Genomic DNA, 22,364 nt, shown 5'->3' with positions numbered 1-22,364 from the left:
TGTCGGAGTTTTATAGCGCCCTGGCAGGATCTGGCCTTGATCCGCATCAAGTCCTTCGATGCGGGAGCCGTCAGAAAGCTGGCAGCAACGCCATGGCGCAATACCCGGCCGTCGCAGCGATCAGGGTCACGCCAACCAGAGGCAGCCAGAACCGGACCGGTCCGGCGAACGCTGCCAGAGACACGCGGCCGATCGCATTCGCCGCCAGCGCGGCAAGCACGGCCTGGGCCACCGTCTCGAGGGCGACAGATTGCTTGACCAGACGCAATGCGCCGAGAACCGAGACATCGACATCGAACGTGCCTGCAAATGCCGAACTCGCCAGCAGGCCGCGCCCGCCGAACTGAGCCGCCAATGCGGCGCTGGCGGTGGCGACGACGGCAAACAGCAGGGCAAAGAGCAACAACGGACCCAACTCGAAAGGATTGCGCGTCGGCGCTTTATTCTCGCTTTCCCTGCTGTTGCGAGCCATCAGGAACGCCCCACAAAGCGCGAATGTGATCGCTGCGGCAATCGCCGGGATAACGACCGCAGGAGCTACACTTGGCTCAATGATCACAACAACAACGCAAACACGCAGCACTGAGACCATCGCCGCCAGCGAAGCCGCTCCGGCGAGCGGCAGTGGATTGCTTGCCGATGTCGCGCTGCGGGCAAGCGCCAAGGTCACGGCGGTGGAAGATACGATGGCGCCGGCGAGCGAACTGACGAGGAGGCCACGCGTGTTTCCCAGGATGCGAATGGCGACATAACCGGCGAACGATATCGACGCCATAAGCACCGTGAGAAACCAGACCTCCCAGGGATTAAAACCGCCCCATGGGTCAAGCGTCCGGTTTGGCAGCAGCGGCAGGACAATCGCGGTCATCACCGCCAGGATCAGTGCCGAACGAAGTTCGATCCAGGTGAGCCGCTTCAACAGGCCGTGCAGTATCCCGCGACTGGCAAGGACCGCTGCAAGCGCCGCCCCGCCGGCCGCTGCCGCTCGATAGTCACCAACGACGGCGAGCGCACCGAGCGCGAACACGCCAAGGCCCGCAATTACCCCCGTAACGCTGAAATCCTCATCATGGGCTGCCTCACGCACCTTGTAGAAAGCGAAGATCGCCGCAAAGACGGTGAAGCCACCAACCAACACAGAGACCGCGCCAAGTGCATCGGCCAGTGCCGCGATCACACCGCCGAGCAGCCCTGAAATTCCGAAAGTGCGGATACCGGCCGTCCGGCTGCCTTCGGGTGCATCCCGTTCGCGCCAGCCGCGCTCCAATCCGACGAGGAGGCCGATTGCCAGGGCAAGCCCGAGCCGGAAGATGAGGGAATCCATGATCTTGCGCTCTTTCAGGCGGCGGCCGTTGGTAAGCCATCATCCCAGCGAGTCGGGTCTATCATTGGCGACGTTGGAACTCGGCTGAATTGGCCGCCGGCAGTTCAGGATGCCGTCTTGAGCGGATCGACCTTCATCGAGGCGGTCGCCTCCGAATAGCTCACCAACTCTCTGGCGATGTGGCCGAGCTTCTGGTCGGCGTTGATCTTGTGCCAGGCAGACTGGATGGCATTTCTATGCAATTGCCGAGAAAGGACATCTACAGTGGCGTCGGAAGGACCGCCCCTTCGCTCGCTGATCCGTCGCCAGAGAAGAAGTGGATCTGCCTCGAGCCAGAATCCGGCAAAGGTGACCCCTCTGCTGCTTGCCGCCTTCTCGATCCGGTCACGGTCCGCCGGTCTGTCGAAGACGGCATCGGCAACCACCGAACCGCCTTCGGAGAGGATCAGGCCGGCGCGCCATGCCATTTCGCGGTAGACGCGTTCGGAGACCTCCGGTCGATAAGCCCTGTCCGGCAGTCTGGCTTGGGCGGGCACCCCATGCATCGCTTTGCGGATGCGGTCGCTCTCGACAATGCGCGCGCCGGGCGGAGCGCCGATATGTGCGGCGAGTAGCTCGGCGATGGTGGTCTTGCCGGAACCGCTCAAGCCGCCGATCGCGATCAGGCGAGGGGGCATTTCCCGGAGAAGCTCCTGGGCCAGTGCGAAATAAGATCTGGCTTCGGCAACCAGCCTGGCTGAATCGGCAGTACCTTCCTCGACCTGCGTCGCGGTGACATGCGCGCGCACCGCGGCCCGCACGGCCATGAAGAAAGGCAGGAGGGCGAAACCGTCCTCGTCGTCAGCCTCGTCGAGGTACCGATTTATCACGAGATTGGCCAGATCGGGAAAGCCGCGGTGCCAGAGGTCCATCAGCAGGAAGGCAAGATCGTAGAGCACGTCGGTGCTGGCGATCTGATCATTAAATTCGACGCAGTCGAAAAGACGCGGCTCGCCGTCCATCAGACAGATGTTGCGCAGATGCAGGTCTCCGTGGCAGCGTCGGATTTTGCCCGCTGCCTCGCGTCGGTCGAGCAGCCCGGAATGACGTTCAAGCGCGGTGCGAAAGCTCTCGGTGAGTGTTTTGATCTCTGCTTGCTCGAAAACACGGCTGGTGGCAAAGCCAGCTTCGTTTATATCGAGCACATCTGCCAGGTTCGACGAGCCGCTGCCGTCGTGAATCTGCGGTACACCGCGATGATCGCGATGATATTGGACGATCATGCGCGCGACACCCGTCATCAGCGCAGGCGTTAGGTCACCGCCAACGGCCATCCGGTCGAGGAGCTTCGACTGGTCGAAGCGGACCATCTCGATGACCGCATCGACCAGTTCGCCGGCTCCGTTCAGGGCGAGCCCGTCGCCGGCTTGTCGTGTTATGCGCCTCACACCGAGGTAAAGGCCGGGCGCCGTCTTCGAATTGAGCTCCACCTCCTTCTCGCACGCCGCAAGGCGGAGAGCGGCCGTCGAGAAGTCGACATAGGGCAGCTTGACCGCCCGCTTCATCTTGAAAGCACGGCGCCCAACCAGGAAGATACGCGAGATATGCGTTTCGATCGCTTCGACCGCGTCGTTTCCGCCATACGTGGCGGGGTTCATCAGCATGGAAGTCACGGATTCCTGGTCTTCAACGATCATCGCGTGGTCCCCGATTGTTTCGGCCCTTTCACTCGTCCCTACCGCTGTAGCGTCTGGACGTAACCAGCCAAGTTATGGATGCGTTCCTCGGTGACGCTCTCTCCGGCTTTCGGGCCGTATTTCTTTGCATCGTCGGGAAGGAACTGGCGGCCCCATACGGGCATCTCACGGTCGCCATGCTCCGGGACGATAGAGCGGCCGTCGATCGTTGCGAAAACGAGCCAATAAGGAAATTCGCCGCCATTCCGTTTTGAGAGACGCGTCAGGTCGGCCGGGCGCTTCAACAATTCGTCGGCCAATGGTCCATCACCCTTGCCCTCCAGGCCGTGGCAAACGGCGCAAGAATTCAGATACTCCGCCTGGCCATAGCTCATTTCTTGCGCGATGGCCGAATTGCAGGTCGCGTTGGCGAGGGCCGCAGCAATAAAATGGAGTTTCATGTCCGCCTTCACCAATTGATCGCTGGAAGCTTACTCCGCTAGCGCATACGCACGTTGATCCGGATCAATCGTGCTGGATGCTTCTTGATTCAACGCAAAGTTCACCAAGGGCCGTGCCGATACAGTTCCTGCGACAGTCGCATTTCGACGCAGATCAGGAGCTGCCGCCATGTCTTTCAAAACGATACTTACCGTCACCGGGCCCGATTTCGGGAATAACGACATCAATCTTACGGCCGAGCTTTGCGAACAAGTCGACGCGCATCTTTCGGTGCTCGTCGCAGCGTTTGCCGCGCCCATGCCTTTGGTCGGCGTCGAGGTGGTTTCCGAAGTCTGGTTGCAGGAGCGAGAGCGAGACATGCAGCGGCTCGAGGCGAGGACCATGGCGGTCTCGGCACTTCTCGCCAATAGTGCGCTGTCCGTCGATGTTTCCAGCGAATATTCCGAACTTGTCTGGGGTGACGAAGCCATTGGCCGCCGCGCCCGCTATGCGGATCTGACGGTTATCGGCCCCAATGTGCTCGCTGACGAGACCTTGAGGGACAAGACAATCGAAGGGGTGCTGTTTTCGTCAGGCAAGCCGTTGCTGCTCGTTCCCGACGGTAGTTCTCCAACCCTTAAGCCGAAGCATGTTCTGGTTGGTTGGGACTCAAGCATCGAAGCCTCTCGGGTCGTTCGGGAATCACTTGATATCCTTGTGGGCGCGAACGACGTGCACCTCACCTTGATCGATCCTGTTGAAGGCGAGGGCCACCACGGAGCTGAACCCGGAGCCGATGCCGCAGCCTACTTGGCGCGACACGGCGCGAAGGTTACGGTCGACCGGCTGCCGAGTTTTAACCGTTCGGATGCAGAAGTGCTGCGCCAGCACGCAATCGATGTTTCCGCCGATTTGGTCGTCATGGGTGCCTATGGTCACTCGCGGCTGCGCGAGCGCATTTTCGGCGGCGTCACCAAGTCAATGCTTGACGGCCCGTCGCTTCCCGTTCTCGTGGCGCGTTGAACAAACCTCTGATCTCAAAACGAAGGGCCAGCGCGATGCACCGGCCCTCTCGTTTTCTAGCCAGTCCTGGCCAATAAACGATACTATTCCACGGCTTCCCGACCGGACACCTGCTGCACCAGGATCCGAAAGAACACATGCGGCGTGCCGACCGACACCTCGGGCGTGATCGGCTTGAGGGCGCCAGGCTCCCACCAGTCGACGTGCTTGCTCAACACTGACCATGCATGGTCGCGCTGAAGCTTGTAGCCGATCCGATCCGGCAGTTCTTCGTATCGGCCGTCGACAACCACGCTTCTCCAACCCCTCCCTTCGCTGCGTTCGTCGACCTGAACGCACACCAGCGGATTGGCTCGCATCCAGTCGATCTTCTTGCCCGGAATGGAGAACGCATAAAGTTGGTTGTCGGCGTGAGCGTAGTATATCGGCACGACATAGGGTTGCCCGTCCTTCGTGCATGCCAAGCGGCCGACACGATTGGCCGCCAGCAATCTCGTACATTCCAAGGCAGAAAGTGTGCGGACCCGCATCGGTGCGATCTCCTGTTTTGACCGGACCATATTCCTCCCGCCATGGCGGTCATTGATCGCGATCAAGAACTCGGCTCGTCACAGGCGGCATCGACACGCTGTCAGGAAGAGTTCGCATTAGGCGACTTCGGAAATGATTCAGATCAAGGCGCGACATGGCACTTGCAGGGATCATGACAGGATGTGGAAGCCAATCCTAAGCGCTCCGTTCGATCGTGATCTCGAACTCGCCGTCTTCGATGAGGACGGCGAGCATGCGCTTGTATTTCCCTGTGTAAAGCGCCGAGAAGGCTGGAAGAACGCAGCGACCGGCGCGCGTGTCGACATCCACCCGACCCACTGGCGCGATTGGCAGTCGGAGAGCGTGCCGACGAGCAACGATAGACCTATCGGTGGCTCTATTTAGTGTCTGGATTCCACGACCAACGCCATGCGCACGAGATGCGACAGGCTGCTCGCACCCATCTTGCTCATCACATTGGCGCGGTGGATTTCGACCGTGCGCGGGCTGATGCCCAGGTCATAGGCGATCGTCTTGTTAGGCAGACCTGATACAAGCCCATCCAGCACCTGCCGCTCCCGTTCCGACAGTGTCGACAGACGTCCATGGACTTCTGCGGATTGGGGATGGGTTGCATTCGTCTGGTTGCGGTTCTCCAACGCAGAGCGGATCGCATCGATCAGAATATCGTCGTCGAAAGGTTTTTCGATGAAATCGGCGGCACCTTCTTTCATCGCCTGAACGGCGAGCGCAACATCGGCATGACCAGTCATGACAATGACCGGAAGCGAATGTCCGCGGGATCTGAGCTGTCGCAGGAACTCGATCCCGTCAATGCCGGGCATGCGAACGTCCGTCACGATACAGCCGTCGAGATTGCCCGTCGCTGCGGCCAGAAAAGCTGTCGCCGATTCGTATAGGCGTACAGCGAAATCAGCCGTCGCCAGAAGAAAACCAAGCGACTTGCGAACATCGACGTCGTCGTCGACCACATGCACAAGATCGTTACCGGCCATTGTCGACTTCTTCCTTCTGCACGATGCGCAGGGTGAACCGGAAAGCGGTTCCTCCAGCGGGCATTGCCTCGGCCCAGATGTGACCACCGTGCGATTCGACGATAGTTCGGCAAATGGAGAGGCCAACGCCCATGCCCTGCTTTTTGGTGGTGACGAATGGTTGGAAAAGCTGGGCAGAGACTTCCGGCGCTAGTCCAGTGCCTGTGTCGATCACACTCACCTCGGCCATGCCGTCATCGCGGGCGACGGTCGTGACGTGCAGCTCACGGCGTGGTGCTCCTTGCATGGCTTCCACCGCGTTTCGCATCAGATTGAGCAGAACCTGCTGAATCTGGATGCGGTCGGTCAAGACCAGTTCGGCGGCCGGATCAAGCTTGTAGCTGACGCGCACATCTATTTCTCTTGCCCCGACCAAGGCCAGGGAGGAGGCTTCTTCAATGACTGCCGGCAGGCGTTCTACCTGACGCTCACTCTCACCTCTGGCGACGAAGTCCCGAAGATGGCGAATGACATCTCCGGCCCTCAAGGCTTGGTCGGCTGCCCTTTCAACCGCTTCCCTCAGCATCGGTGCATTATCATCAGTGCTTTTTTCGAGAAGCCGTCGGCTGCCTTTGAGGTAATTCGTAATGGCCGTGAGCGGCTGGTTGATCTCATGTGCCAACGTCGAGGCCATTTCGCCGAGCGCGGTAAACCGCGCCATATGGAGAAGCTCCTGCTGCTGCTCCTGTATTCTGGCTTCTGCCTTGTGGCGTTCGGTCAGGTCGCGGCAGAAGCCGGTAAAGAAGCGGCCGGTCCCGGGATGCATCTCACCGACCGAAAGTTCCATGGGAAAGGTCGAGCCGTCCTTGCGCATTCCGGTGACCGTGCGGCCGAGCCCGATGATCCGGCGCTCTCCGGTCGTCAGGTAGCGGTGCAGATAGGCGTCATGCTCTTCGCGATAGGGCGACGGCATCAGCAGACTGACATTTTTACCGAGGACTTCGCTGGACTGGTAACCGAACAGTGTTTCGGCAGCCGTGCTGAAGGACTGAATACGGCCTTGTTCGTCGATGACGACCATTGCGTCGGGCACCGTCGCCAGGATCGAGCGCAAATGATCTTCGCGCAATCGAAGGGCGGCGTTTGCATAGGAAAGCTCGCTGACGTCGGTGCCTTCGACAAAGATAGCGGTGACGCGGCCATCGTCGGCCTTGATGGGCTGATAGACGAAATCGAGGATATGCTCTTCGGTCGGCTCGTCATCCTTGTTGCGAAGAGCGACTTTCACCCCCCGGCCAATATAGGGTTCACCAGTTGCGTATACCTGGTCCAGCAGTTCATAGAAGCCTTGGCCTTCAAGCTCGGGCAGGGCCTCGCGTACCGACTTTCCAATAACCTGCCGTTCACCGATCAGGCGCTGATAGGCGGCATTGGTCAATTCGAAGAGATGACCCGGCTCACGCATCAAGGTCATGAACCCCGGGGCCCGCTCGAACATCAGGGAGAGCCGGTCGTGATCGGCCGTGGGCGGCCCTTCACCGCGAGCGCCGGTTGATAAGTCACGTGTTTGTTTGTCGTCCAAATGAAGTCCTTTGATCGGGGAACCCGCAACGCAGTCTAGTTATCATTCATCTTTCTTCCTGCACATCTCCTCCCGCAATGCAAAACCGATCAAGCCAGAGAGTCGTGATCGACTGGTAGGTGGTGTTTTGACTCGCATCAAGGCGTCGAGTGCCGGCGGATGCACTTCATCATCGCATTCAAACGCTCCAGCGAAAGGCGTCCGCAATGTCCTACAAGTCAATTATCGTGAACCTTGCAGTAGATGCACCTCCTGCACCCATGGTGAAGTTGGGGGTCGAGCTTGCGGAACGGTTTGGAGCCCATCTTATCGGCCTGGCGGCAGCGGATGTCCCGCCGCTCGTCGCGACCGGCGACGGCATGGTCTACGAAGGTGAGATCATGCAAATCCAGCGGACCGAGATCGAAAAGCGGCTTGCCGAGCTGCGCGCCGAATTCGAGAGGCTGGTTCCGGCTTCGGTCAGCCGTGAATGGGGGCAAGCGGTCAGTAGTCCAACCCGCTTCCTCAGCGTTTCCGCCCGAGCGGCCGACCTCATCGTTACCAGCGGCGAGCAGGGAGAAAATGTCTACCGCGCCGTGGATATCGGGAGCCTTGCACTCGGTACAGGCCGGCCAGTCCTCGTCGCGGCAAGTAATATCGAACATGTCATGGCAAAAACCGTGCTTGTTGCCTGGAAAGACACCAGGGAGGCGCGACGGGCGATGGCGGATGCACTGCCTTTTCTCGCGAAGGCCAACGAAGTGGTCATCGTCACAATCGATAGCGATTGCGACGACAACATCCGTGACAGCCTCGCCGACGTCGCGGTTTATCTTGAACATCACGGCATTACGGCGCGAACCGAACTGATCCGCGGCGAGGCTGACGGCGATCGACTATTGACATTCGCGCGCTCGATCCATGCCGACCTGATCGTCTCCGGAGCATATGGTCACAGCCGCCTGCGCGAATGGGCGTTCGGCGGCGTCACGCGTACGCTGATCGAAGAGAGCAGCATCAACCGCCTCATGTCGTATTGACCGCCGGTCAATCAGAACTTCAAGTCCGCCACTTGCGGCGTTCACGCCAGACCCATGGTCCCGACGGGTCCGATTGACCGAGATCAATGCAGCGGCCGCCGACATGGCAATGATCGGCCGAGAAACAGGAGTGACCCACGTGAATTTTCTCGACTACCTGATTTCAGTCGACGCCAGAACCGCCCTGATGGGACGCATGATGCGGAAGCTCGGCGTCGACAGACAATTGAAAGTCGTGCCGGATTATGTAGCGGTCACCAACCGGGCGGTGGACCGCTGCCGCTCCTGCGGCCATCAGGACGAATGCTCGACTTGGCTCGATGAACACCAGCAAGCCGATGATCCGCCAGACTATTGCCGCAACCGCGACCTGATCGCACGGCTGCAGCACGCAGCCGGCCAACGATAGAGCGTCGTGCGGGCGTACTACTGTTAGTGTCGCCAAGGTCGCGTGCTGCAGCTTCGTCGATTTCCTGGGCGGTCATTGTTCGCGCAATGTGTCGCGTCTGCCCGCTGATGCCGTTCCGGCGCATACCGCCCGCGAATGCCTGCAACTCCGCTCTCATGTAAACAGCCGACCGGCCCTCAAGCCACGGGCTGCCCGCTCTTGCTATCAAGGCTGCCATGGCAGGAACCAGGGAGCGATGCCCGCAAAGGCGCGCCGTTAACGACAATGCGAGGCGCAGGCAGTTCTTGCGCGGGGTGATACGTGCGGTTTTGCGGACATCAGCAAGGTTGCCAATTAAAGATATATTGATAATGTTCTTTAAGGTGCGATTCTGAACCCATACCGACGAAGGCCTCCTTTGAAAGCAAATGCACCGATCGCTGTCGTGGACGCGACTTCACTCGGCGCGTTGCGGAGCTGTATGAGTGTGGGAATCCCCTTGAGGTCTTTGGGCCTTCGAAATCCAAGAGCATGCGCATGACTGCGAATGGTCGGAGCAAGAGAACGATCATCATCGGTGGTGCCCCGTTGCCAGACGTGATTGACGAGGGCATGATCCGTTGTGTGGTTCACGGCTTCTATGCCGAAATTCGCCGCGACGAACTTCTCGGCCCAATTTTTCGTGACAGGATCGAGCCCAACGACTGGCCGCGCCATCTGGCGAAGATGTGCGACTTCTGGTCCGCTACGCTGCTCCGGTCGTCCCGTTATGAAGGCCGCCCATTGCCGCCACACTTGGCGATTTCCGGCCTTGGCGAGGCGCATTTCCGGCGTTGGCTGAAGCTGTTTCGCGCAACGGTGCGTCGCATCTGCGCGCCCGAGGTTGCGGCGCTGTTCATGGATCGCGCGCTGCGCATCGCTCACAGTTTCCGTCTCGCGGTCGCCTTCAGCCGTGGCGAGACCACGATGGGCTTAGAACCGATCGCCGAGAAAGACCTGTGATGCCGGGGTGGCCTGTGCGTGGCGTTTATAAAGGCGCCGCGATTCATCGGAGGAATCACTCGTGCGGCTGACCAACTTCTCTGACTATGCGTTGAGGATGCTGATGTATGCGGCCTCCGCCGGCGACCGCCTGATCACGATCGAGGAAGTCGCTCGCACCTTCAACGTGTCCAGGACGCACCTCAACAAGGTCGCCAACACATTGACGCGCAGCGGCTACCTGAAAGCGACCCGCGGCCGTTCGGGTGGGCTTGCCCTCGGACGCCGGCCCGAGATGATCCGGATCGGCGATGTCATACGGCTGACGGAGCCGGATTTCGCGCTTGTGGAATGCTTCGCCACTGGAAATCAATGCGTGCTCACTGGCTGCTGTAAGCTTTCAGGCATGTTTGGCGAAGCGATAACCTCCTTCCAGAGTATCCTTGACCGTTACACGCTGGCCGACGTCGCCCTGATGCCCCAGGACTTCCTCGGCGGGCCGTCTCCGTCCCGCAGCTCCGGCGTGGTGCTAAACGGCGGATAAGGCCTGCACCTACAACCCCAACGCCACGTGATTCACCCTCTACATATCCCCTTCTTCAATGGAGACGAGCCATGACTGAGCCAAAGAAGGACGATACGCCGACAGCCAACCATTTCGAGTCGGGCATCGACCTGGACAACACGCTGCTCCCGATGTTGATTGGCGGGCTCGTTCTGATCGTCGTCGGTGCGATCGCCGTCATGACGTTTGTCTAGTTCGCAATCAGCCGCAAACCGCTCATCAAGTTGCGAAAGCGCAACGAAGGTGGCGGTCGGTTGGAGCTATGAAGATGCTTCGCAATCGCGGAGACTTCGTCGTGAAGGAGCGCAGTTTCATCAATCCCGACATGGTCGTCGACGAGATCATGAGGAAATGGCCGGCAACGGTGGCTGTGGCGCTGAGATACAGGATGCTTTGCGTCGGCTGCCCGATCGGCACCTTTCATACCGTTGCCGAGGCGTGCCGGGAGCATCAGGTCAACGAGGCCGACTTCCTGGTGGATCTGGAATCGGCTGTTCGAGCGGGCAGGTGACAGTCAGCCCTTGGTTCGGCTCTCTGAGAGGACCACAAGCCGGTGCGCATCCTTGACCGTGACTTTCTGGCGTCCACTGACAATTATCCCACTCTCTTCCCATTTGCTGAGCAACCGGCTGACGGTATGCAGGGTCGTCCCGGTCATTTCGGCAATGTCCTGCCTTGAAATCGGGAAGTCGATTTCGATGCCGCTGTCGGTCTTTCGGCCAGTCTGGTTCGCCAACCGCAACAGCGCGTGAGCGACCCGCTGCTCCACCTGTTCCGTGGATATCTCCACTACCCGCGTCTGCGTCTCCTGCAGCCTGTTCCCAACCGTCCGGTATGTGGTTGCCCCAAACACTGGGAACCGGCGCGCCAGTTCCGGCCAAAGAGCATTGGGCCAGGCCAGCACCACGCAGTCCACCGCCGCGATGGCGCTAGCGGGATAGGTCGTCCGGCCGAGAGCCGCGGCGACGCCAAAAATTTCGCCCTCACTGATGTATCTGGCGATGACCTGCTGTCCGTCCGGCGTGGTGCGGACGACGCGTATATGCCCGGCGATCAGCACGAAGAACGAATGGGCCTTGGTTTCCTGCTCGAAGATCGCTGAGTCCTTGGCATAGCGGGACGATCGAGCGCTTCGGAGTATCTCGCTCTGCTCTTCAGGCGCCATCCCCTGGAAGAGGGGCAGCCGCGATATCAGTGATCGGTCCAGCGCAGCCAAGCAGATGTCCTCACGGCTTACGGTTCCGCATCAGTCGTGCGGGAGACCTTCTTACCCCGAGTTTGCGCCAGCGCAAATTCTCTCGGGGCAGATCAGGCTAAATGGCATCGAACGGCCAAATGCCGCGACGACGAAACAAAGGACAAATCGATGAAACTCTCCATCCTGGCTGCCGCAATCTCCATCCTCGCGCTCGCCGGCGGCGCAAACGCGGAAGAGCACGTGGTGCAGATGCTCAACAAGGGCGAAAATGGCGCGATGGTCTTCCAGCCGGCCTTCGTCCAGGCTGCACCCGGTGACACCGTCAAGTTCGTACCGACCGATAAGACCCACGACGCCCAGTCGATCAAAGGCATGGTTCCGGATGGTGCAGAACCGTTCAAGGGAAAAATGAACGAGGAAGTCACCGTTACGCTGACCCAGGAGGGTGTCTACGGCGTCAAATGCGCACCTCACTACGGCATGGGCATGGTCGCGCTGATCGCTGTAGGCAAGCCGGTCAACCTCGATACAGCCACGGCGGTCAAGCATAGCGGAAAAGCAAAGAAGGTGTTCGCGGACCTGCTCAGCCAGGTTCCGGCCAACTGATCAAACTCCCATACAGCCATGCCTGCCCGCTGTGGGGCAGGTTGGGTCGGACGGACCGGGGGCGGCGGTTCATCCGGCCCTCTTTCATCTGGAGACACAAATTATGGGAATTCCACGTCTGCGGGCCTACTCCGGGCCTGCGTTTCTTTCCTACGGATTCAGGCCTTTCTTTTTCCTCGGCGCGCTCCATGCCGGGCTCTCCGTCATGCTTTGGCTGCCGATGTATGCGGGTGAACTCGATGCTCACAGCGCGTTTGTTCCCGTCGACTGGCATGTGCATGAGATGCTGTTCGGCTACCTGCCGGCGATCGTTACCGGGTTCCTGCTGACCGCCATCCCGAACTGGACCGGCAGGCTACCCGTGCAAGGTCCACCATTGCTGGCACTCGTTGTCCTGTGGATTGCCGGGCGCGCCGCCGTTTTCTTCTCGGCGGATATCGGTTGGGAAGCAGCAGCTGTGATCGACGTGGCTTTTCTGCTTGCGGTCAGCGCGGCGGCGGCTCGCGAAATCGTGGCGGGACGGAACTGGCGCAATCTCAAAGTGTTGCTGCCGCTGGCCGTTCTGGCCTGCGCCAATGGCGCGTTCCATGTCGAGGCGCAGCTTCAAGGCACATCGGACGTCAGCCGCAGGCTCGGCATCGCCGCGGCGATCATCCTCATCTCGCTCATCGGCGGGCGCATCATTCCGAGCTTCACGCGCAACTGGCTCGTCCGCGAAAACCCCGGCAGGCTTCCGGCGCCTTTCGATCGCTTCGACATGGCATCGATAGCCATCTCCGTCGCCGCGCTGGGTGCATGGACGGTCATCCCGGACAGCAGCACCTCAGGACTGCTCATCGCCGCCGCCGCAATCTGCCAGGCATGTCGTTTGTCGCGCTGGGCAGGAGAGCGCACCACACGGGATCCGCTCGTGCTTGTGCTCCATGCCGCATATGCCTTTGTGCCAGTCGGTCTTGCCTTGGTCTCGGCCTCGATTTTCTTTCCCGACGCCGTGCCCGCGGCGGCAGGGTTCCACGCCCTTGGTGCCGGCGCGATAGGCTCGATGACTCTTGCTGTAATGGCCCGCGCAACGCTCGGACATACAGGGCGCGAGCTCAAGGCAGGAAGAGGAACGTCGTTTGTCTTCGCGGCCATCCTTCTCGCGAGCTCATTGAGAATCCTGGGCGCCTTCGTCCCTGATGACGGGGTGATCCATCTGGCCGGCGCCGCATGGGTGGCGGCATTTGCCGGTTTCATCCTGGTCTACGGAACCGCATTGATGACGCCAAGGGCGGGGTGAAGCGGGCGGCGGCAGGCCCGCGACGGTAGGACCGAACCTGTGGAACTGCCTCTATTTGTCAGATGCCGAGGTAACCGAGGATCAGCTTCCTCCACCCCGGTCGGTCCCGCACCAACCTGAATCCCAGATTGTCGGGAGGCGTTCCGACGGCACAGCCCCCGCTTTTGCCGTCGCTGACGAAGTTCGACATGTAGGTCCGGTGAAAGCCCTCGACGACATGGACGCCGCAATTGTCGATTGAACTCGCAACACCAGTTCCATCTGCCGCCAGCGTTGCGCGGACGTAGCATGTCGATGTCCACTCCCAGATGTTGCCGGAAAGATCGGCGAGGCCACGGGAGTTCACGCCAAAGGAGCCTCGGCTCCTCGGCAAGGGGTCCGGGCTGCGATCGAGTTGGGCCTCGGCCTTGTAGCGAGCAAGCCAACGCTTGGCGGGGTTGTTGGCGTCGGCTTGTATCCCCTCAAATCCGCCTCTGAAGCGCTCTGCTGCCGCAAAGGCCCATTCCTCGTCTGTAGGCAGCCGCCAGTAATCGCCGGTCGCTTGAGAATACCACCGGGCATAGGCGCTGGCATCGAGATAACTCACTCCGGTCACCGGCGCATTGGGCGGGATCTCACGTGCCTCCTGTGGCGACTGGCAGGCACCGGCCTTCACACAGTCAGCATAGTCGGCCACGCTGACCTGATAGGTCATGATTTCGATGGGATTGTTGAACCGTCGCTTGAGGCGGGGATTGGCTTGCGGGTGTTCGCCCCGCAGGAACTCGCCCGGCAGGGAATAGGTGATCGAACCGGGAGGTAAGGTGACCGTGATGGCGACAGGGTGGGATTGTCGATGTCCGCTCCAGCCGACCGCGAGTTGGGACAAGCCCATCGGAACCGTTGCGGCCGCGATGGCGATCGAGGCAACCTTCAGGATGGAGAGCGGCATGGCTTTTGTCCGGACCCGGACAGCGACGCTGTCCGGGTAATTGCGGTGTCGTCAGTTCGTGACGATGGCTTTAGGCGCCTCGACCTGCGTCATCAGGTCGTCATTCCACTCGCCCTCGACCGTGAAATGGGCGGTCGCTCCGAGTTCCACAGCCTCGATCAGATTGTGGTTGACGTAGGCGTAGACGCCCGGCTGCAGGAAAGTGTAGAGCGCCGCGCCAGCCGATCCGCCGCGAATAAACCAGGTTTCCAGATCCTTAGCCGGCGTGTTGGCGAATTTGCCCTCTTCCCAGACGTAGTCGCCGTGACCGCCAATCAGGTGCGGGCGAGTATCGCGGTTGGCTTGCGAATGGACGATCAATACTGTTTCGCCGACTTTCGCTTTCATCGCATTGTCGCCGGTCAGTGAACCGACCTTGCCGTTGAACACCACATGTGTCGGGATCAATCCGCGCATCACTTTCATCATGTCGTCGTAACCGTCGCCGGCCGTTTCATAGCTCTTGAAGTTGCCGTTCTCGTCACGCGGGATATAGAAGTCGTTTTCGCCGATATAGAAGATCCTGTCGTATTCGACTGGCTTTCCCTTGTCGTCCTTCAGACCATCTCGCGGCAGGACCATGATCGCGCCGCTCATGCCGGATACGACATGCCAGGGGATCATCGAGCCGCCGGGCGCGCAGTGATAAACGAACGTTCCCGAGCGGGTAGCCTTGAAACGCAGGGTCACCTGCTCGCCAGGATTGACCAGCGTGAGTTCGCCGCCGCCCAGCGCCCCGGTTGCGGCATGGAAATCGATGTTGTGGGCGAGCGTGTTGGTGTCCGGATTGATGAGCGTCAGTTCGACGTAGTCGTCCTGGTGCACAACCATCAGCGGGCCGGGAACAGAGCCGTTGTAGGTCATCGCATTGAGCGTCGTGCCGTCGGCATCGATGACAACAGGCTTCTCCTCGATCGTCATGGTGAATTCGACGATCTTCGGGCCGCCCTTGGCGACCTGATCGTGCGGATGGACGAACGGCGGTGCCACGAGCTTGACCTTCTCGCGGGCAAGCGCCCCGATGTCTGCCGGGGCGAACGTTGCGGAAAATGCCGGCATCGCCGCCACGGCGGCAGCGCCGATGGCTGCTCCGAAGAGGGCTTCGCGTCGCGTGAACATGTCAGTCTCCTATCTATCAATCGTTGCGGATGAGTAGAATTTACCTGACCAGTCGCAGTGTTTCTTTGCGTTGGCGCAAATTGAAGGAGTTAAATCTTGGCGAGAGATAGACTGGGATACGGCAATCTTGCGCGTTATTCGAGTTTTGGGTTATGTTCGAGCCAGACACATGCAGTGGCGAAGTCTTCCGTACCAGCGCCGCTATCCGCACTTGGCTCCGATCAGTTGTCTAGCTTTTCGTCCCGATCGATCAGGATCCGCTCGGCAGCTCCGTCGAGATCCTCGTATTGACCGCTCCTCAAGGCCCACAGGAAGCCGGACAGACCTAGCGCGCCGAGAAAAAGAGCTACGGGTATGAGATAGACAAGCGTCGTCATGAGGATCGTGCCAATGCGCCGATACTGGAACGTTTGCCGCGCGTACGAACCGTCTCGGATGGGCTCGCGGCAAAGCCTTGCAGCCTCAGCGCATTGCCAATGACAAGCAGTGACGAAGCCGACATCGCGATTGCCGCGATCAGCGGCGTGACGTGCCCCAGGATGGCGATCGGCACGGCGATGGTGTTATAGACGATTGCGATGGCGATGTTTTGCCGGATCAGTCGTCCTGCCTTTCGCGAGACGTCGAGGGCAAGGGGTACTGCCGAAAGGCTTTCGCGCAGGAACACGAAATCCGCTGCTCTGCGGCCGACGTCGGCCGCCGTGGCTGGAGCGATCGAGACGTGTGCCGCGCCCAGCGCAGGGGTGTCGTTGAGACCGTCGCCAACCATCAGCACCTTGTGGCCGTCCTTCGACAGCGTTTCGATATACTCGACCTTACCCGAAGGAAGCAGCGCCGGGACAAAGCGGTCGATACGCAACATTTCCGCGACTTCGCCACAGGCAACTGCGATATCGCCCGACAGCATTTCCACGGAAATCCGGGCATTGTTCAATTGCTCGACGGCCGCTCTGGCGTCTGAACGCAGCGCGTCCTCGAAGACAAAGGACGCGACAATGATCCCATCTTTGGTCAAAACCGTTCCGCCGTATCCGCTTTCGCCGGCGGTTCGGGCCTTCCACCCGGCCCAGCCGCGCCGGCCAAGCCGCCAGGTGCTTCCCATGGCGGTAGCTTCGATCCCGAAACCAGGGTGCTCGCTGACGGACTCGAGCTTCGGCTGAGCAGCAAAGCCCGCAGCGCCGGCTATGGCCCTTGAGAATGGATGGCGGGAATGCACGGCCATGTCGGCTGCAATAGCCAGCATGGCCGGATCGATGGACGACGCGTTGACGAGCCGGGGCTTTCCGAGCGTAAGCGTTCCTGTCTTGTCGAACACCACCGTGTCGATCGCCGCCAGGCGCTCCATGGCCGAACCATCCTTGACCATGATGCCGCTTTCGAACAGACGCCGCGCAGCGACCACCTGCACGATCGGCACGGCGAGACCGAGCGCACATGGGCAGGTGATGATGAGAACGGCGATGGCGATTGTTACTGCCTGGTGCCAATCGCCGGTAGCCGCCATCCAGCCAAGGAACGTCACCAAGGCGGTCAGATGAACCACTGGAGCGTAGAGCGCTGAAACGCGGTCGGCGATCCTGCGATAATGCGCGCGACCGCCCTCGGCGGCTTCCATCAGCCGGACCATCTCGGCCAGGAAGGAATCCCTTGCGGCGGCTGTTGCTTCGATGATCAGCGGGCCTGTGAGATTGAGCGTGCCGGCCTGCACGGTTTCCCCTGACGACACGGTTCTGGGTGTGCTTTCACCGGAAACCAGTGAACAGTCGAGATCGGAAGAGCCTCGAATGATCTTGCCGTCGACGGGAATCCTTTCGCCGGCGGTGACCAGCAGCTGCAAGCCGGGTTCGATCTCCTCAACCGGCAGGTAATCGCGCGAACCATCCTCGCGCAGCACCATGGCGCCCCGCGCCGCGAGCCGTGACAGGCCGTTCACGGCGGTCCGGGCACGCTCGCGCATCACGTGATCCAGCGTGCGGCCGATCAACAGGAAGAACAGCAGCGACACCGACGCGTCGAAATAGGCGTGGTCGCCATGGTTGATGGTCTCGTAGAGGCTCATTGCGTAGGCGAGCGAAACGCCAACCGCAATCGGCACGTCCATGTTCATGCGACCGTGACGCAATGCATTCCATGCCGAGCGGAAATAGATGCCGCCGGCGAAGGCGAGCGCCGGGATGGCGATCAGCGCCGAGACCCAATGGAACAGGTCACGCGTCGCGCCTTCAGCGCCTGACCAGATCGAGACGGAAAGCAGCATGATGTTGCCCGCAGCAAAGCCGGCAACCGCGACGGCCCGGATCAGCTCCGAAAGCGTTTTGTCCTTCTCGCCAACCTGCGGGTCGAACAGATGCGCCGGGTAGCCCAGCCGACCAAGCGCGGCGGCGAATGGCGGAACCTCATCCCCACGCCACCGGATCGATACCCGTCTCGTCGACAGGTTGACCCGAACGCCCTCGACGCGATCGAGCTTTCCGAGAGCCGTCTCGATCGCCTGGATGCAGGCCGCGCAGTGGACGGTCGGTACCGACAGATCGGTCTGGCGAAGGTCATCGTCAAGCGAGCGGCTTGCCAACCTGATCTCCTGGCTCGATGGCAAGCTGGATGTCGCTCCGCCCAGATCCAGCGCCATTTCAGCGCCCGGCGCACAGCAGCTCATTGCAGTGCTCCCTGAGAAATCATGATCCGGCGAACGTCGCGATAAGGCTCTGCCAGACCGGCATCGGTGTCGACTTCGACGATCCAGACGCCATCCCTTAGCGTGTGCTGCGCGGCAAATTCCTGGCCCGAGGCAACGGCGAGAGTGATGGCTTGGTCCGCGCCCTCGTAGGCGGGATGACGAAACAGCACCTTGACACTACGCAAGGGAACCGGCTTGCCGGCGGCATCGCTGAGACTATAGCGGACTTCGCCCCAAGAGATCGTCAATTTGCCAGTCCAGCCGAGCGCCGCCTGTGCGCGCCCTTCCTCGGCCTTTTGGTTGAATTGCTGGCTGGCCACATAGGTGTTTTCGACGACAAGGCCGGTCCAGCTTGTGCTGGCGAATGTCGCCATCGTCAGATTGACTGCGATGACCACACCAAAAAAGGCGAGAATGGTGGTCAGCATGTGCCTGCCGGTAAATTCGCGGGTTCTTTGCGTACTGGCGCTCATCTGGCGATCTCCGGGGCATTGAAGGTGGCGGTGTATTCGTCCGTTTCGAAACTCGCCTGGTCCTCGACACGGAATTTGAAGGTTTGTGTTGCGCTTCCGACCTGGTCCGCCGGCTGGCGCACGAAAACCCTCAGCATCTTCAGGCGGTCGGGTTCGACCGCGACGGCGAAGGACCGGTCTGCGGGAAGGTCGATACCAACGACGCTCATTTCGGCTCCCCGCAGGCCCTGCATGGTGACAACGATCGTCCTTGGCTCGGGGATCATGTTGAGCAGCTTGACGGTGTAGCCGTTGCGGATCGAACCGTCGGACAGCGTGACGAACTGCGGATTGCGGTCGTGCAGAACATTGACCTCGAGCCGGTCGCGCGTCAGCAGCGAATAGAGCAGCGCAATGCCGACCGCCGACCATGCACCCATGTAGATGAAGGTGCGCGGCCGAAAGATCTTGCGGATATGGAAATGGGCTAACCTGTCGGAGAAAGCGCCGCCGTCGGTCCGGACGAGCGACGGGTTCACCGAGCAAGAGCCGCCTGCTGTCGCCACCGCCATGTTGGCGTTGTAATCGGACAGCGTCGCATAGGAGATCAGCCCGCGCTCCTTGCCGAGCTTGTCCATGACGCTATCGCAGGCATCGATGCACAGCGCGCAAGTGATGCATTCGAGCTGCTGGCCATCGCGAATGTCGATCCCCATCGGGCAGACGGCGACACAGGCATTGCAATCGACGCAGTCTCCGACCGGCTGCCCCGCGGCCTGGACCTTCTTGGCGTGCCGCGAGCGAGGTTCGCCGCGCCAGTCATTGTAGGTCACGGTGAGCGAATTTTCGTCGAGCATGGCCGCCTGGATGCGCGGCCACGGGCACATATAAGTGCAGACCTGCTCGCGCATCAGCCCGCCGAATGTGTAGGTGGTAGCCGTCAGCACGCCGATGGTGATGTAGGCGACCGGCGCAGCGGTGCCAGCGAAGACCTCGCCAATCAGCGATGGCGCATCGGCGAAATAGAAGATCCAGGCGCCGCCGGTCGCTGCCGCTATGGCCAGCCAGATCGCGTGTTTCGATACCCGCAGCACAAGCTTGCGCGCGGTCCACGGTCCGGCGTCGAGTTTCATGCGGGCATTGCGATCTCCCTCGATCGCGCGCTCCACAACCAGAAACAGATCGACCCATACGGTCTGCGGACAGGTATAGCCGCACCAGGCTCTGCCAACTGTGGATGTGATCAGGAAAAGGCCGATGCCGGCCATAACGAGAAGGCCGGCGACATAGAAGAATTCCTGCGGCCAAATCTCGATGAAGAAGAAATAGAAGCGGCGGTTGGCAAGATCTATCAGCACGGCCTGATCGGGAGCAAACGGACCTCGATCCCAGCGCAGCCAGGGCGTCAGGTAGTAGATGCCCAGCGTGATCGCCATCACCAGCCACTTGAAGCGGCGAAAGCTGCCCGAGGCGCGCTTGGGAAAGATCTTCTTGCGCGGTGCATACAGCGGCTGGCGGACCGTGGCGGAGTTGACCGCCTCGGCTTCGAGCCGTTCTATCTGCGTATTATCCAGCACGAGAAACTCCAGTCGCGCAGCTTATGATTTCGGCGCGCGCAGTCGGACTTCGTTCTTCGGCCGGTGCGCGAAATGCCGCGTTGAACAAGGCTTGCCGCAGGGCGGCCTGCTGCGCGTTGATGCAAGTCAATCGCGAACGCCGGAATGCAGTCGAGACCCGGCGCAAGCCGGGCCTCGTCGCTTGGCTGGCGAAGGGCCGGGTATAGGACCCCCTCTATTCCCCACCACCAAGCGAATGGATGTAGACCGCGAGCTCCTTGACCTTGGTCTCGCCGAGACGCTCAAGCCAGGCTGGCATAACGCCATGCTTGGGGGCGCGGATCTGCGCAGCGATTGCCGTTTCGTTCGACCCGTAAAGCCAGATCGCATCGGTCAGATCGGGCGCGCCGAGCTCTTTGTTGCCTTTTGCAGTGTCGCCATGGCAGGCCACGCAGTTTTCGGCGAAAACCTTGGCGCCCGGCTCGACCAGTTTTGCATCTTGAACCGGGCCGGACAGGCTGGCGACGTAGGTGCTGACCTGTGCGACCTGGTCGCCGGTGATGATCTCGCCAAAAGCCGGCATTTCCGACAGGCGTGTATCCGGGACGGATGCGAAGCGTATGCCGTGCGTGATCGTTTGCTGGATCTGCTCGGCCGTGCCCCCCCACAACCAGTCATCGTCATTGAGGTTGGGAAAGCTCTTGGACCCCTGGGCACCGGAAGCGTGGCACTGCACGCAATTGACCTTGTACGCAGCGCTGCCTGCGGCAACAGCGAATTCGCGCAACGCGTCGTCGCCGGCAATCTCCGAGACGGTTTTCGATTGTATCGCTGCGGCATATTTCGCCTTGGCGATTTCGGCCGCAGCAAGCTCGTTGTTGACGTCGTCGCGGCTCGAATAGCCAAGCACGCCCTTGGTCGCCGAGGTCAGCATCGGCCATGCCGGATAGGCTATGGTGTAGCCGATCGCCCAGACGATGGTGATGTAGAACGTTATTACCCACCAGCGCGGAAGTGGGTTGTTGAGCTCCCTGATACCATCCCACTCGTGGCCGGTGGTGGAGATACCCGACACTTCGTCGATATGTTCATCGCTCATGATCAGTCGTCCTTCAGAGGAATGCGGGCGGCTTCATCGGCCTGCTTGCCACTCCCGGGACGGAATGCGAAGGCGACCGTTCCGACGAAGAAAAGTGCCATGGCGAGCAGGGCCCAACTGTCGGCGAACTCTCTCATCCAGTGGTAATCCATGGTCCTTCTCCTCAGCGGTAGCCAGCGGCTTCGTCGTAGGTCTTGAAATCGACCAGCGTGCCGAGCATCTGCAGATAAGCGACCAGGGCATCCATCTCGGTCACCTGTTGCGGATTGCCGTCGAAGTCACCGAGCTTGGCCTTCGGATAGCGGCCTTCCAGGTCGGATGTGTCGGCATTGGGATCGGCCTGCGCCATAATGTCATCTCTGGCGTGAGCGATCATGTCATCGGAGTAAGGGACACCGACGCGCCTGTTTGCGATAAGGTGCGTCGAGAAGTCCTTCACCTCGATCGCGGTAACCTTCAGGAAGGCATAGCTCGGCATGATCGATTCCGGCACCACCGAACGCGGCTCGATAAGATGCTGAACGTGCCACTCGTTCGAGTAGCGATCTCCGACTCTGGCGAGGTCCGGCCCGGTGCGCTTCGATCCCCACTGGAACGGGTGATCGTACATCGACTCGGCTGCCAGGCTGTAGTGACCATAGCGCTCGACCTCGTCACGGAACGGCCTGATCATCTGGCTGTGACAGAGGTAGCAGCCCTCACGCACATAGATGTTGCGTCCGGCGAGTTCGAGCGGCGAATAGGGCCGCATGCCCTCGACCTTCTCGATCGTATTGTCGAGATAGAAGAGCGGTGCGATTTCTACGATGCCACCGATCGTCACCACCAGGAGGGAACCAACGAGAAGAAGCGTGGCGTTCTTCTCGATGATCGCGTGTTTGTCCATCAAGCCCATTTTCTGGCT

The 22,364-nt window shown here is 60.6% G+C and carries 26 protein-coding genes and 1 pseudogene; 10 read left to right on the top strand and 17 right to left on the bottom strand.

The window, feature by feature from the left end; all coding sequences use genetic code 11:
- Nucleotides 1-70 precede the first annotated feature (70 nt).
- From EN807_RS22130 to EN807_RS22120, 3 genes are all read right to left on the bottom strand, one after another.
- On the bottom strand, nt 71-1,324 hold the full coding sequence (locus EN807_RS22130) for an MgtC/SapB family protein (protein WP_065010722.1): 1,254 nt from the start codon (nt 1,322-1,324) through the stop codon (nt 71-73).
- A gap of 104 nt (nt 1,325-1,428) precedes the next feature.
- On the bottom strand, nt 1,429-3,000 hold the full coding sequence (locus EN807_RS22125) for a bifunctional aminoglycoside phosphotransferase/ATP-binding protein (RefSeq protein WP_135936667.1): 1,572 nt from the start codon (nt 2,998-3,000) through the stop codon (nt 1,429-1,431).
- A 38-nt stretch (nt 3,001-3,038) separates the two neighbouring features.
- Complete coding sequence (locus EN807_RS22120) at nt 3,039-3,440, bottom strand: cytochrome c (protein ID WP_065012089.1); 402 nt, start codon at nt 3,438-3,440, stop codon at nt 3,039-3,041.
- Between the two features lie 169 nt (nt 3,441-3,609).
- Between EN807_RS22120 and EN807_RS22115 the strand changes: the two genes are divergently transcribed.
- Nucleotides 3,610-4,443: a universal stress protein gene (locus tag EN807_RS22115; RefSeq protein ID WP_135936666.1), complete on the top strand. Its 834-nt coding sequence runs from the start codon at nt 3,610-3,612 to the stop codon at nt 4,441-4,443.
- An 83-nt stretch (nt 4,444-4,526) separates the two neighbouring features.
- Here the strand turns inward: EN807_RS22115 and EN807_RS22110 are convergent, their stop codons facing one another.
- Nucleotides 4,527-4,973: a pyridoxamine 5'-phosphate oxidase family protein gene (locus EN807_RS22110; protein ID WP_135936741.1), complete on the bottom strand. Its 447-nt coding sequence runs from the start codon at nt 4,971-4,973 to the stop codon at nt 4,527-4,529.
- A 133-nt stretch (nt 4,974-5,106) separates the two neighbouring features.
- On the opposite strand from EN807_RS22110, the gene EN807_RS22105 reads away from it, so the two are divergent.
- A complete protein-coding gene (locus EN807_RS22105) occupies nt 5,107-5,379 on the top strand; it encodes a hypothetical protein (RefSeq protein ID WP_348640257.1) in 273 nt (90 codons plus the stop codon).
- On the opposite strand, the gene fixJ is transcribed toward EN807_RS22105, so the two are convergent.
- Nucleotides 5,376-5,990 (bottom strand): response regulator FixJ, encoded by a 615-nt coding sequence (gene fixJ / locus EN807_RS22100; RefSeq protein WP_135936665.1) that lies wholly within the window; start codon nt 5,988-5,990, stop codon nt 5,376-5,378. The genes EN807_RS22105 and fixJ overlap by 4 nt on opposite strands.
- Entirely contained in the window at nt 5,980-7,467 is a 1,488-nt protein-coding gene (locus EN807_RS22095; RefSeq protein WP_246684287.1) for a PAS domain S-box protein, read from the bottom strand. Before EN807_RS22095 ends, fixJ begins: the two co-directional genes overlap by 11 nt.
- A gap of 290 nt (nt 7,468-7,757) precedes the next feature.
- Here EN807_RS22095 and EN807_RS22090 point away from each other — a divergent pair, with 290 nt between their 5' ends.
- On the top strand, nt 7,758-8,570 hold the full coding sequence (locus EN807_RS22090) for a universal stress protein (protein WP_135936740.1): 813 nt from the start codon (nt 7,758-7,760) through the stop codon (nt 8,568-8,570).
- Nucleotides 8,571-8,709: 139 nt separating this feature from the next.
- Nucleotides 8,710-8,979 (top strand): DUF6455 family protein, encoded by a 270-nt coding sequence (locus EN807_RS22085; protein WP_135936664.1) that lies wholly within the window; start codon nt 8,710-8,712, stop codon nt 8,977-8,979.
- 43 nt (nt 8,980-9,022) lie between these two features.
- Here the strand turns inward: EN807_RS22085 and EN807_RS36715 are convergent.
- Nucleotides 9,023-9,278, bottom strand: a pseudogene (locus EN807_RS36715) (cytochrome c4); the annotation flags it as partial.
- Nucleotides 9,279-9,495: 217 nt separating this feature from the next.
- On the opposite strand from EN807_RS36715, the gene EN807_RS22080 reads away from it, so the two are divergent.
- The 4 genes from EN807_RS22080 to EN807_RS22070 all read left to right on the top strand — a co-directional run bounded on the left by EN807_RS22080 (nt 9,496) and on the right by EN807_RS22070 (nt 11,015).
- Nucleotides 9,496-9,960, top strand: a complete 465-nt coding sequence (locus EN807_RS22080) for a group III truncated hemoglobin (protein WP_135936663.1) — start codon at nt 9,496-9,498, stop codon at nt 9,958-9,960.
- A gap of 61 nt (nt 9,961-10,021) precedes the next feature.
- Nucleotides 10,022-10,483 carry an Rrf2 family transcriptional regulator gene (locus EN807_RS22075; RefSeq protein ID WP_135936662.1) on the top strand — a complete coding sequence of 154 codons (462 nt, stop codon included), beginning with the start codon at nt 10,022-10,024 and terminating at the stop codon, nt 10,481-10,483.
- 71 nt (nt 10,484-10,554) lie between these two features.
- Nucleotides 10,555-10,698 (top strand): hypothetical protein, encoded by a 144-nt coding sequence (locus EN807_RS35655; protein WP_189522542.1) that lies wholly within the window; start codon nt 10,555-10,557, stop codon nt 10,696-10,698.
- Nucleotides 10,699-10,772: 74 nt separating this feature from the next.
- The gene (locus EN807_RS22070; protein ID WP_189522541.1) at nt 10,773-11,015 is read left to right on the top strand and encodes a DUF1858 domain-containing protein; all 243 of its coding nucleotides are present in this window, start codon (nt 10,773-10,775) and stop codon (nt 11,013-11,015) included.
- A gap of 3 nt (nt 11,016-11,018) precedes the next feature.
- Here the strand turns inward: EN807_RS22070 and EN807_RS22065 are convergent, their stop codons facing one another.
- Nucleotides 11,019-11,720: a Crp/Fnr family transcriptional regulator gene (locus EN807_RS22065; RefSeq protein ID WP_135936661.1), complete on the bottom strand. Its 702-nt coding sequence runs from the start codon at nt 11,718-11,720 to the stop codon at nt 11,019-11,021.
- Nucleotides 11,721-11,870: 150 nt separating this feature from the next.
- Here EN807_RS22065 and EN807_RS22060 point away from each other — a divergent pair, with 150 nt between their 5' ends.
- Complete coding sequence (locus EN807_RS22060) at nt 11,871-12,308, top strand: pseudoazurin (protein WP_065012095.1); 438 nt, start codon at nt 11,871-11,873, stop codon at nt 12,306-12,308.
- Between the two features lie 103 nt (nt 12,309-12,411).
- The gene (locus tag EN807_RS22055) at nt 12,412-13,587 is read left to right on the top strand and encodes an NnrS family protein (RefSeq protein ID WP_135936660.1); all 1,176 of its coding nucleotides are present in this window, start codon (nt 12,412-12,414) and stop codon (nt 13,585-13,587) included.
- Nucleotides 13,588-13,645: 58 nt separating this feature from the next.
- Here EN807_RS22055 and EN807_RS22050 read toward each other — a convergent pair whose 3' ends face one another.
- From EN807_RS22050 to ccoO, 9 genes are all read right to left on the bottom strand, one after another.
- Nucleotides 13,646-14,518, bottom strand: coding sequence for an SUMF1/EgtB/PvdO family nonheme iron enzyme (locus tag EN807_RS22050; RefSeq protein WP_135936659.1), 873 nt, complete (start codon nt 14,516-14,518; stop codon nt 13,646-13,648).
- A gap of 51 nt (nt 14,519-14,569) precedes the next feature.
- Entirely contained in the window at nt 14,570-15,676 is a 1,107-nt protein-coding gene (nirK, locus tag EN807_RS22045) for a copper-containing nitrite reductase (RefSeq protein ID WP_135936658.1), read from the bottom strand.
- Between the two features lie 221 nt (nt 15,677-15,897).
- The gene (ccoS, locus tag EN807_RS22040) at nt 15,898-16,053 is read right to left on the bottom strand and encodes a cbb3-type cytochrome oxidase assembly protein CcoS (protein WP_065012099.1); all 156 of its coding nucleotides are present in this window, start codon (nt 16,051-16,053) and stop codon (nt 15,898-15,900) included.
- Nucleotides 16,050-18,332, bottom strand: a complete 2,283-nt coding sequence (locus tag EN807_RS22035) for a cation-translocating P-type ATPase (protein WP_135936657.1) — start codon at nt 18,330-18,332, stop codon at nt 16,050-16,052. Before EN807_RS22035 ends, ccoS begins: the two co-directional genes overlap by 4 nt.
- Nucleotides 18,329-18,826: a FixH family protein gene (locus EN807_RS22030; RefSeq protein WP_135936656.1), complete on the bottom strand. Its 498-nt coding sequence runs from the start codon at nt 18,824-18,826 to the stop codon at nt 18,329-18,331. Before EN807_RS22030 ends, EN807_RS22035 begins: the two co-directional genes overlap by 4 nt.
- A complete protein-coding gene (gene ccoG / locus EN807_RS22025; RefSeq protein ID WP_135936655.1) occupies nt 18,823-20,382 on the bottom strand; it encodes a cytochrome c oxidase accessory protein CcoG in 1,560 nt (519 codons plus the stop codon). The genes EN807_RS22030 and ccoG overlap by 4 nt, the downstream gene beginning before the upstream one ends.
- Before the next feature lie 214 nt (nt 20,383-20,596).
- Nucleotides 20,597-21,460 (bottom strand): cytochrome-c oxidase, cbb3-type subunit III, encoded by an 864-nt coding sequence (ccoP, locus tag EN807_RS22020; protein WP_065009123.1) that lies wholly within the window; start codon nt 21,458-21,460, stop codon nt 20,597-20,599.
- 2 nt (nt 21,461-21,462) lie between these two features.
- Complete coding sequence (locus EN807_RS22015) at nt 21,463-21,612, bottom strand: CcoQ/FixQ family Cbb3-type cytochrome c oxidase assembly chaperone (protein WP_065009122.1); 150 nt, start codon at nt 21,610-21,612, stop codon at nt 21,463-21,465.
- Between the two features lie 11 nt (nt 21,613-21,623).
- Nucleotides 21,624-22,355, bottom strand: a complete 732-nt coding sequence (gene ccoO, locus EN807_RS22010; protein WP_135936654.1) for a cytochrome-c oxidase, cbb3-type subunit II — start codon at nt 22,353-22,355, stop codon at nt 21,624-21,626.
- Between the last annotated feature and the right edge of the window lie 9 nt (nt 22,356-22,364).

Origin of the sequence: Mesorhizobium sp. M5C.F.Ca.ET.164.01.1.1, from assembly GCF_004792125.1 — a bacterium.
GTDB classification, from domain to species: Bacteria; Pseudomonadota; Alphaproteobacteria; order Rhizobiales; family Rhizobiaceae; genus Mesorhizobium; species Mesorhizobium wenxiniae.
Note: the sequence above shows the minus strand (reverse complement) of the source record. Positions and strands in the feature narration are given on the sequence as shown.

What these genes read in the sequence shown, in the direction of transcription:
- EN807_RS22130 (WP_065010722.1), bottom strand. Translation starts at nt 1,324, where the DNA reads ATGGATTCCCTCATCTTCCGGCTCGGGCTTGCCCTGGCAATCGGCCTC.
- EN807_RS22125 (WP_135936667.1), bottom strand. Translation starts at nt 3,000, where the DNA reads ATGATCGTTGAAGACCAGGAATCCGTGACTTCCATGCTGATGAACCCC.
- EN807_RS22120 (WP_065012089.1), bottom strand. Translation starts at nt 3,440, where the DNA reads ATGAAACTCCATTTTATTGCTGCGGCCCTCGCCAACGCGACCTGCAAT.
- EN807_RS22115 (WP_135936666.1), top strand. Translation starts at nt 3,610, where the DNA reads ATGTCTTTCAAAACGATACTTACCGTCACCGGGCCCGATTTCGGGAAT.
- EN807_RS22110 (WP_135936741.1), bottom strand. Translation starts at nt 4,973, where the DNA reads ATGCGGGTCCGCACACTTTCTGCCTTGGAATGTACGAGATTGCTGGCG.
- EN807_RS22105 (WP_348640257.1), top strand. Translation starts at nt 5,107, where the DNA reads ATGATTCAGATCAAGGCGCGACATGGCACTTGCAGGGATCATGACAGG.
- fixJ (WP_135936665.1), bottom strand. Translation starts at nt 5,990, where the DNA reads ATGGCCGGTAACGATCTTGTGCATGTGGTCGACGACGACGTCGATGTT.
- EN807_RS22095 (WP_246684287.1), bottom strand. Translation starts at nt 7,467, where the DNA reads ATGTTCGAGCGGGCCCCGGGGTTCATGACCTTGATGCGTGAGCCGGGT.
- EN807_RS22090 (WP_135936740.1), top strand. Translation starts at nt 7,758, where the DNA reads ATGTCCTACAAGTCAATTATCGTGAACCTTGCAGTAGATGCACCTCCT.
- EN807_RS22080 (WP_135936663.1), top strand. Translation starts at nt 9,496, where the DNA reads ATGACTGCGAATGGTCGGAGCAAGAGAACGATCATCATCGGTGGTGCC.
- EN807_RS35655 (WP_189522542.1), top strand. Translation starts at nt 10,555, where the DNA reads ATGACTGAGCCAAAGAAGGACGATACGCCGACAGCCAACCATTTCGAG.
- EN807_RS22070 (WP_189522541.1), top strand. Translation starts at nt 10,773, where the DNA reads ATGCTTCGCAATCGCGGAGACTTCGTCGTGAAGGAGCGCAGTTTCATC.
- EN807_RS22060 (WP_065012095.1), top strand. Translation starts at nt 11,871, where the DNA reads ATGAAACTCTCCATCCTGGCTGCCGCAATCTCCATCCTCGCGCTCGCC.
- EN807_RS22055 (WP_135936660.1), top strand. Translation starts at nt 12,412, where the DNA reads ATGGGAATTCCACGTCTGCGGGCCTACTCCGGGCCTGCGTTTCTTTCC.
- EN807_RS22050 (WP_135936659.1), bottom strand. Translation starts at nt 14,518, where the DNA reads ATGCCGCTCTCCATCCTGAAGGTTGCCTCGATCGCCATCGCGGCCGCA.
- nirK (WP_135936658.1), bottom strand. Translation starts at nt 15,676, where the DNA reads ATGTTCACGCGACGCGAAGCCCTCTTCGGAGCAGCCATCGGCGCTGCC.
- ccoS (WP_065012099.1), bottom strand. Translation starts at nt 16,053, where the DNA reads ATGACGACGCTTGTCTATCTCATACCCGTAGCTCTTTTTCTCGGCGCG.
- EN807_RS22035 (WP_135936657.1), bottom strand. Translation starts at nt 18,332, where the DNA reads ATGAGCTGCTGTGCGCCGGGCGCTGAAATGGCGCTGGATCTGGGCGGA.
- EN807_RS22030 (WP_135936656.1), bottom strand. Translation starts at nt 18,826, where the DNA reads ATGAGCGCCAGTACGCAAAGAACCCGCGAATTTACCGGCAGGCACATG.
- ccoP (WP_065009123.1), bottom strand. Translation starts at nt 21,460, where the DNA reads ATGAGCGATGAACATATCGACGAAGTGTCGGGTATCTCCACCACCGGC.
- EN807_RS22015 (WP_065009122.1), bottom strand. Translation starts at nt 21,612, where the DNA reads ATGGATTACCACTGGATGAGAGAGTTCGCCGACAGTTGGGCCCTGCTC.
- ccoO (WP_135936654.1), bottom strand. Translation starts at nt 22,355, where the DNA reads ATGGGCTTGATGGACAAACACGCGATCATCGAGAAGAACGCCACGCTT.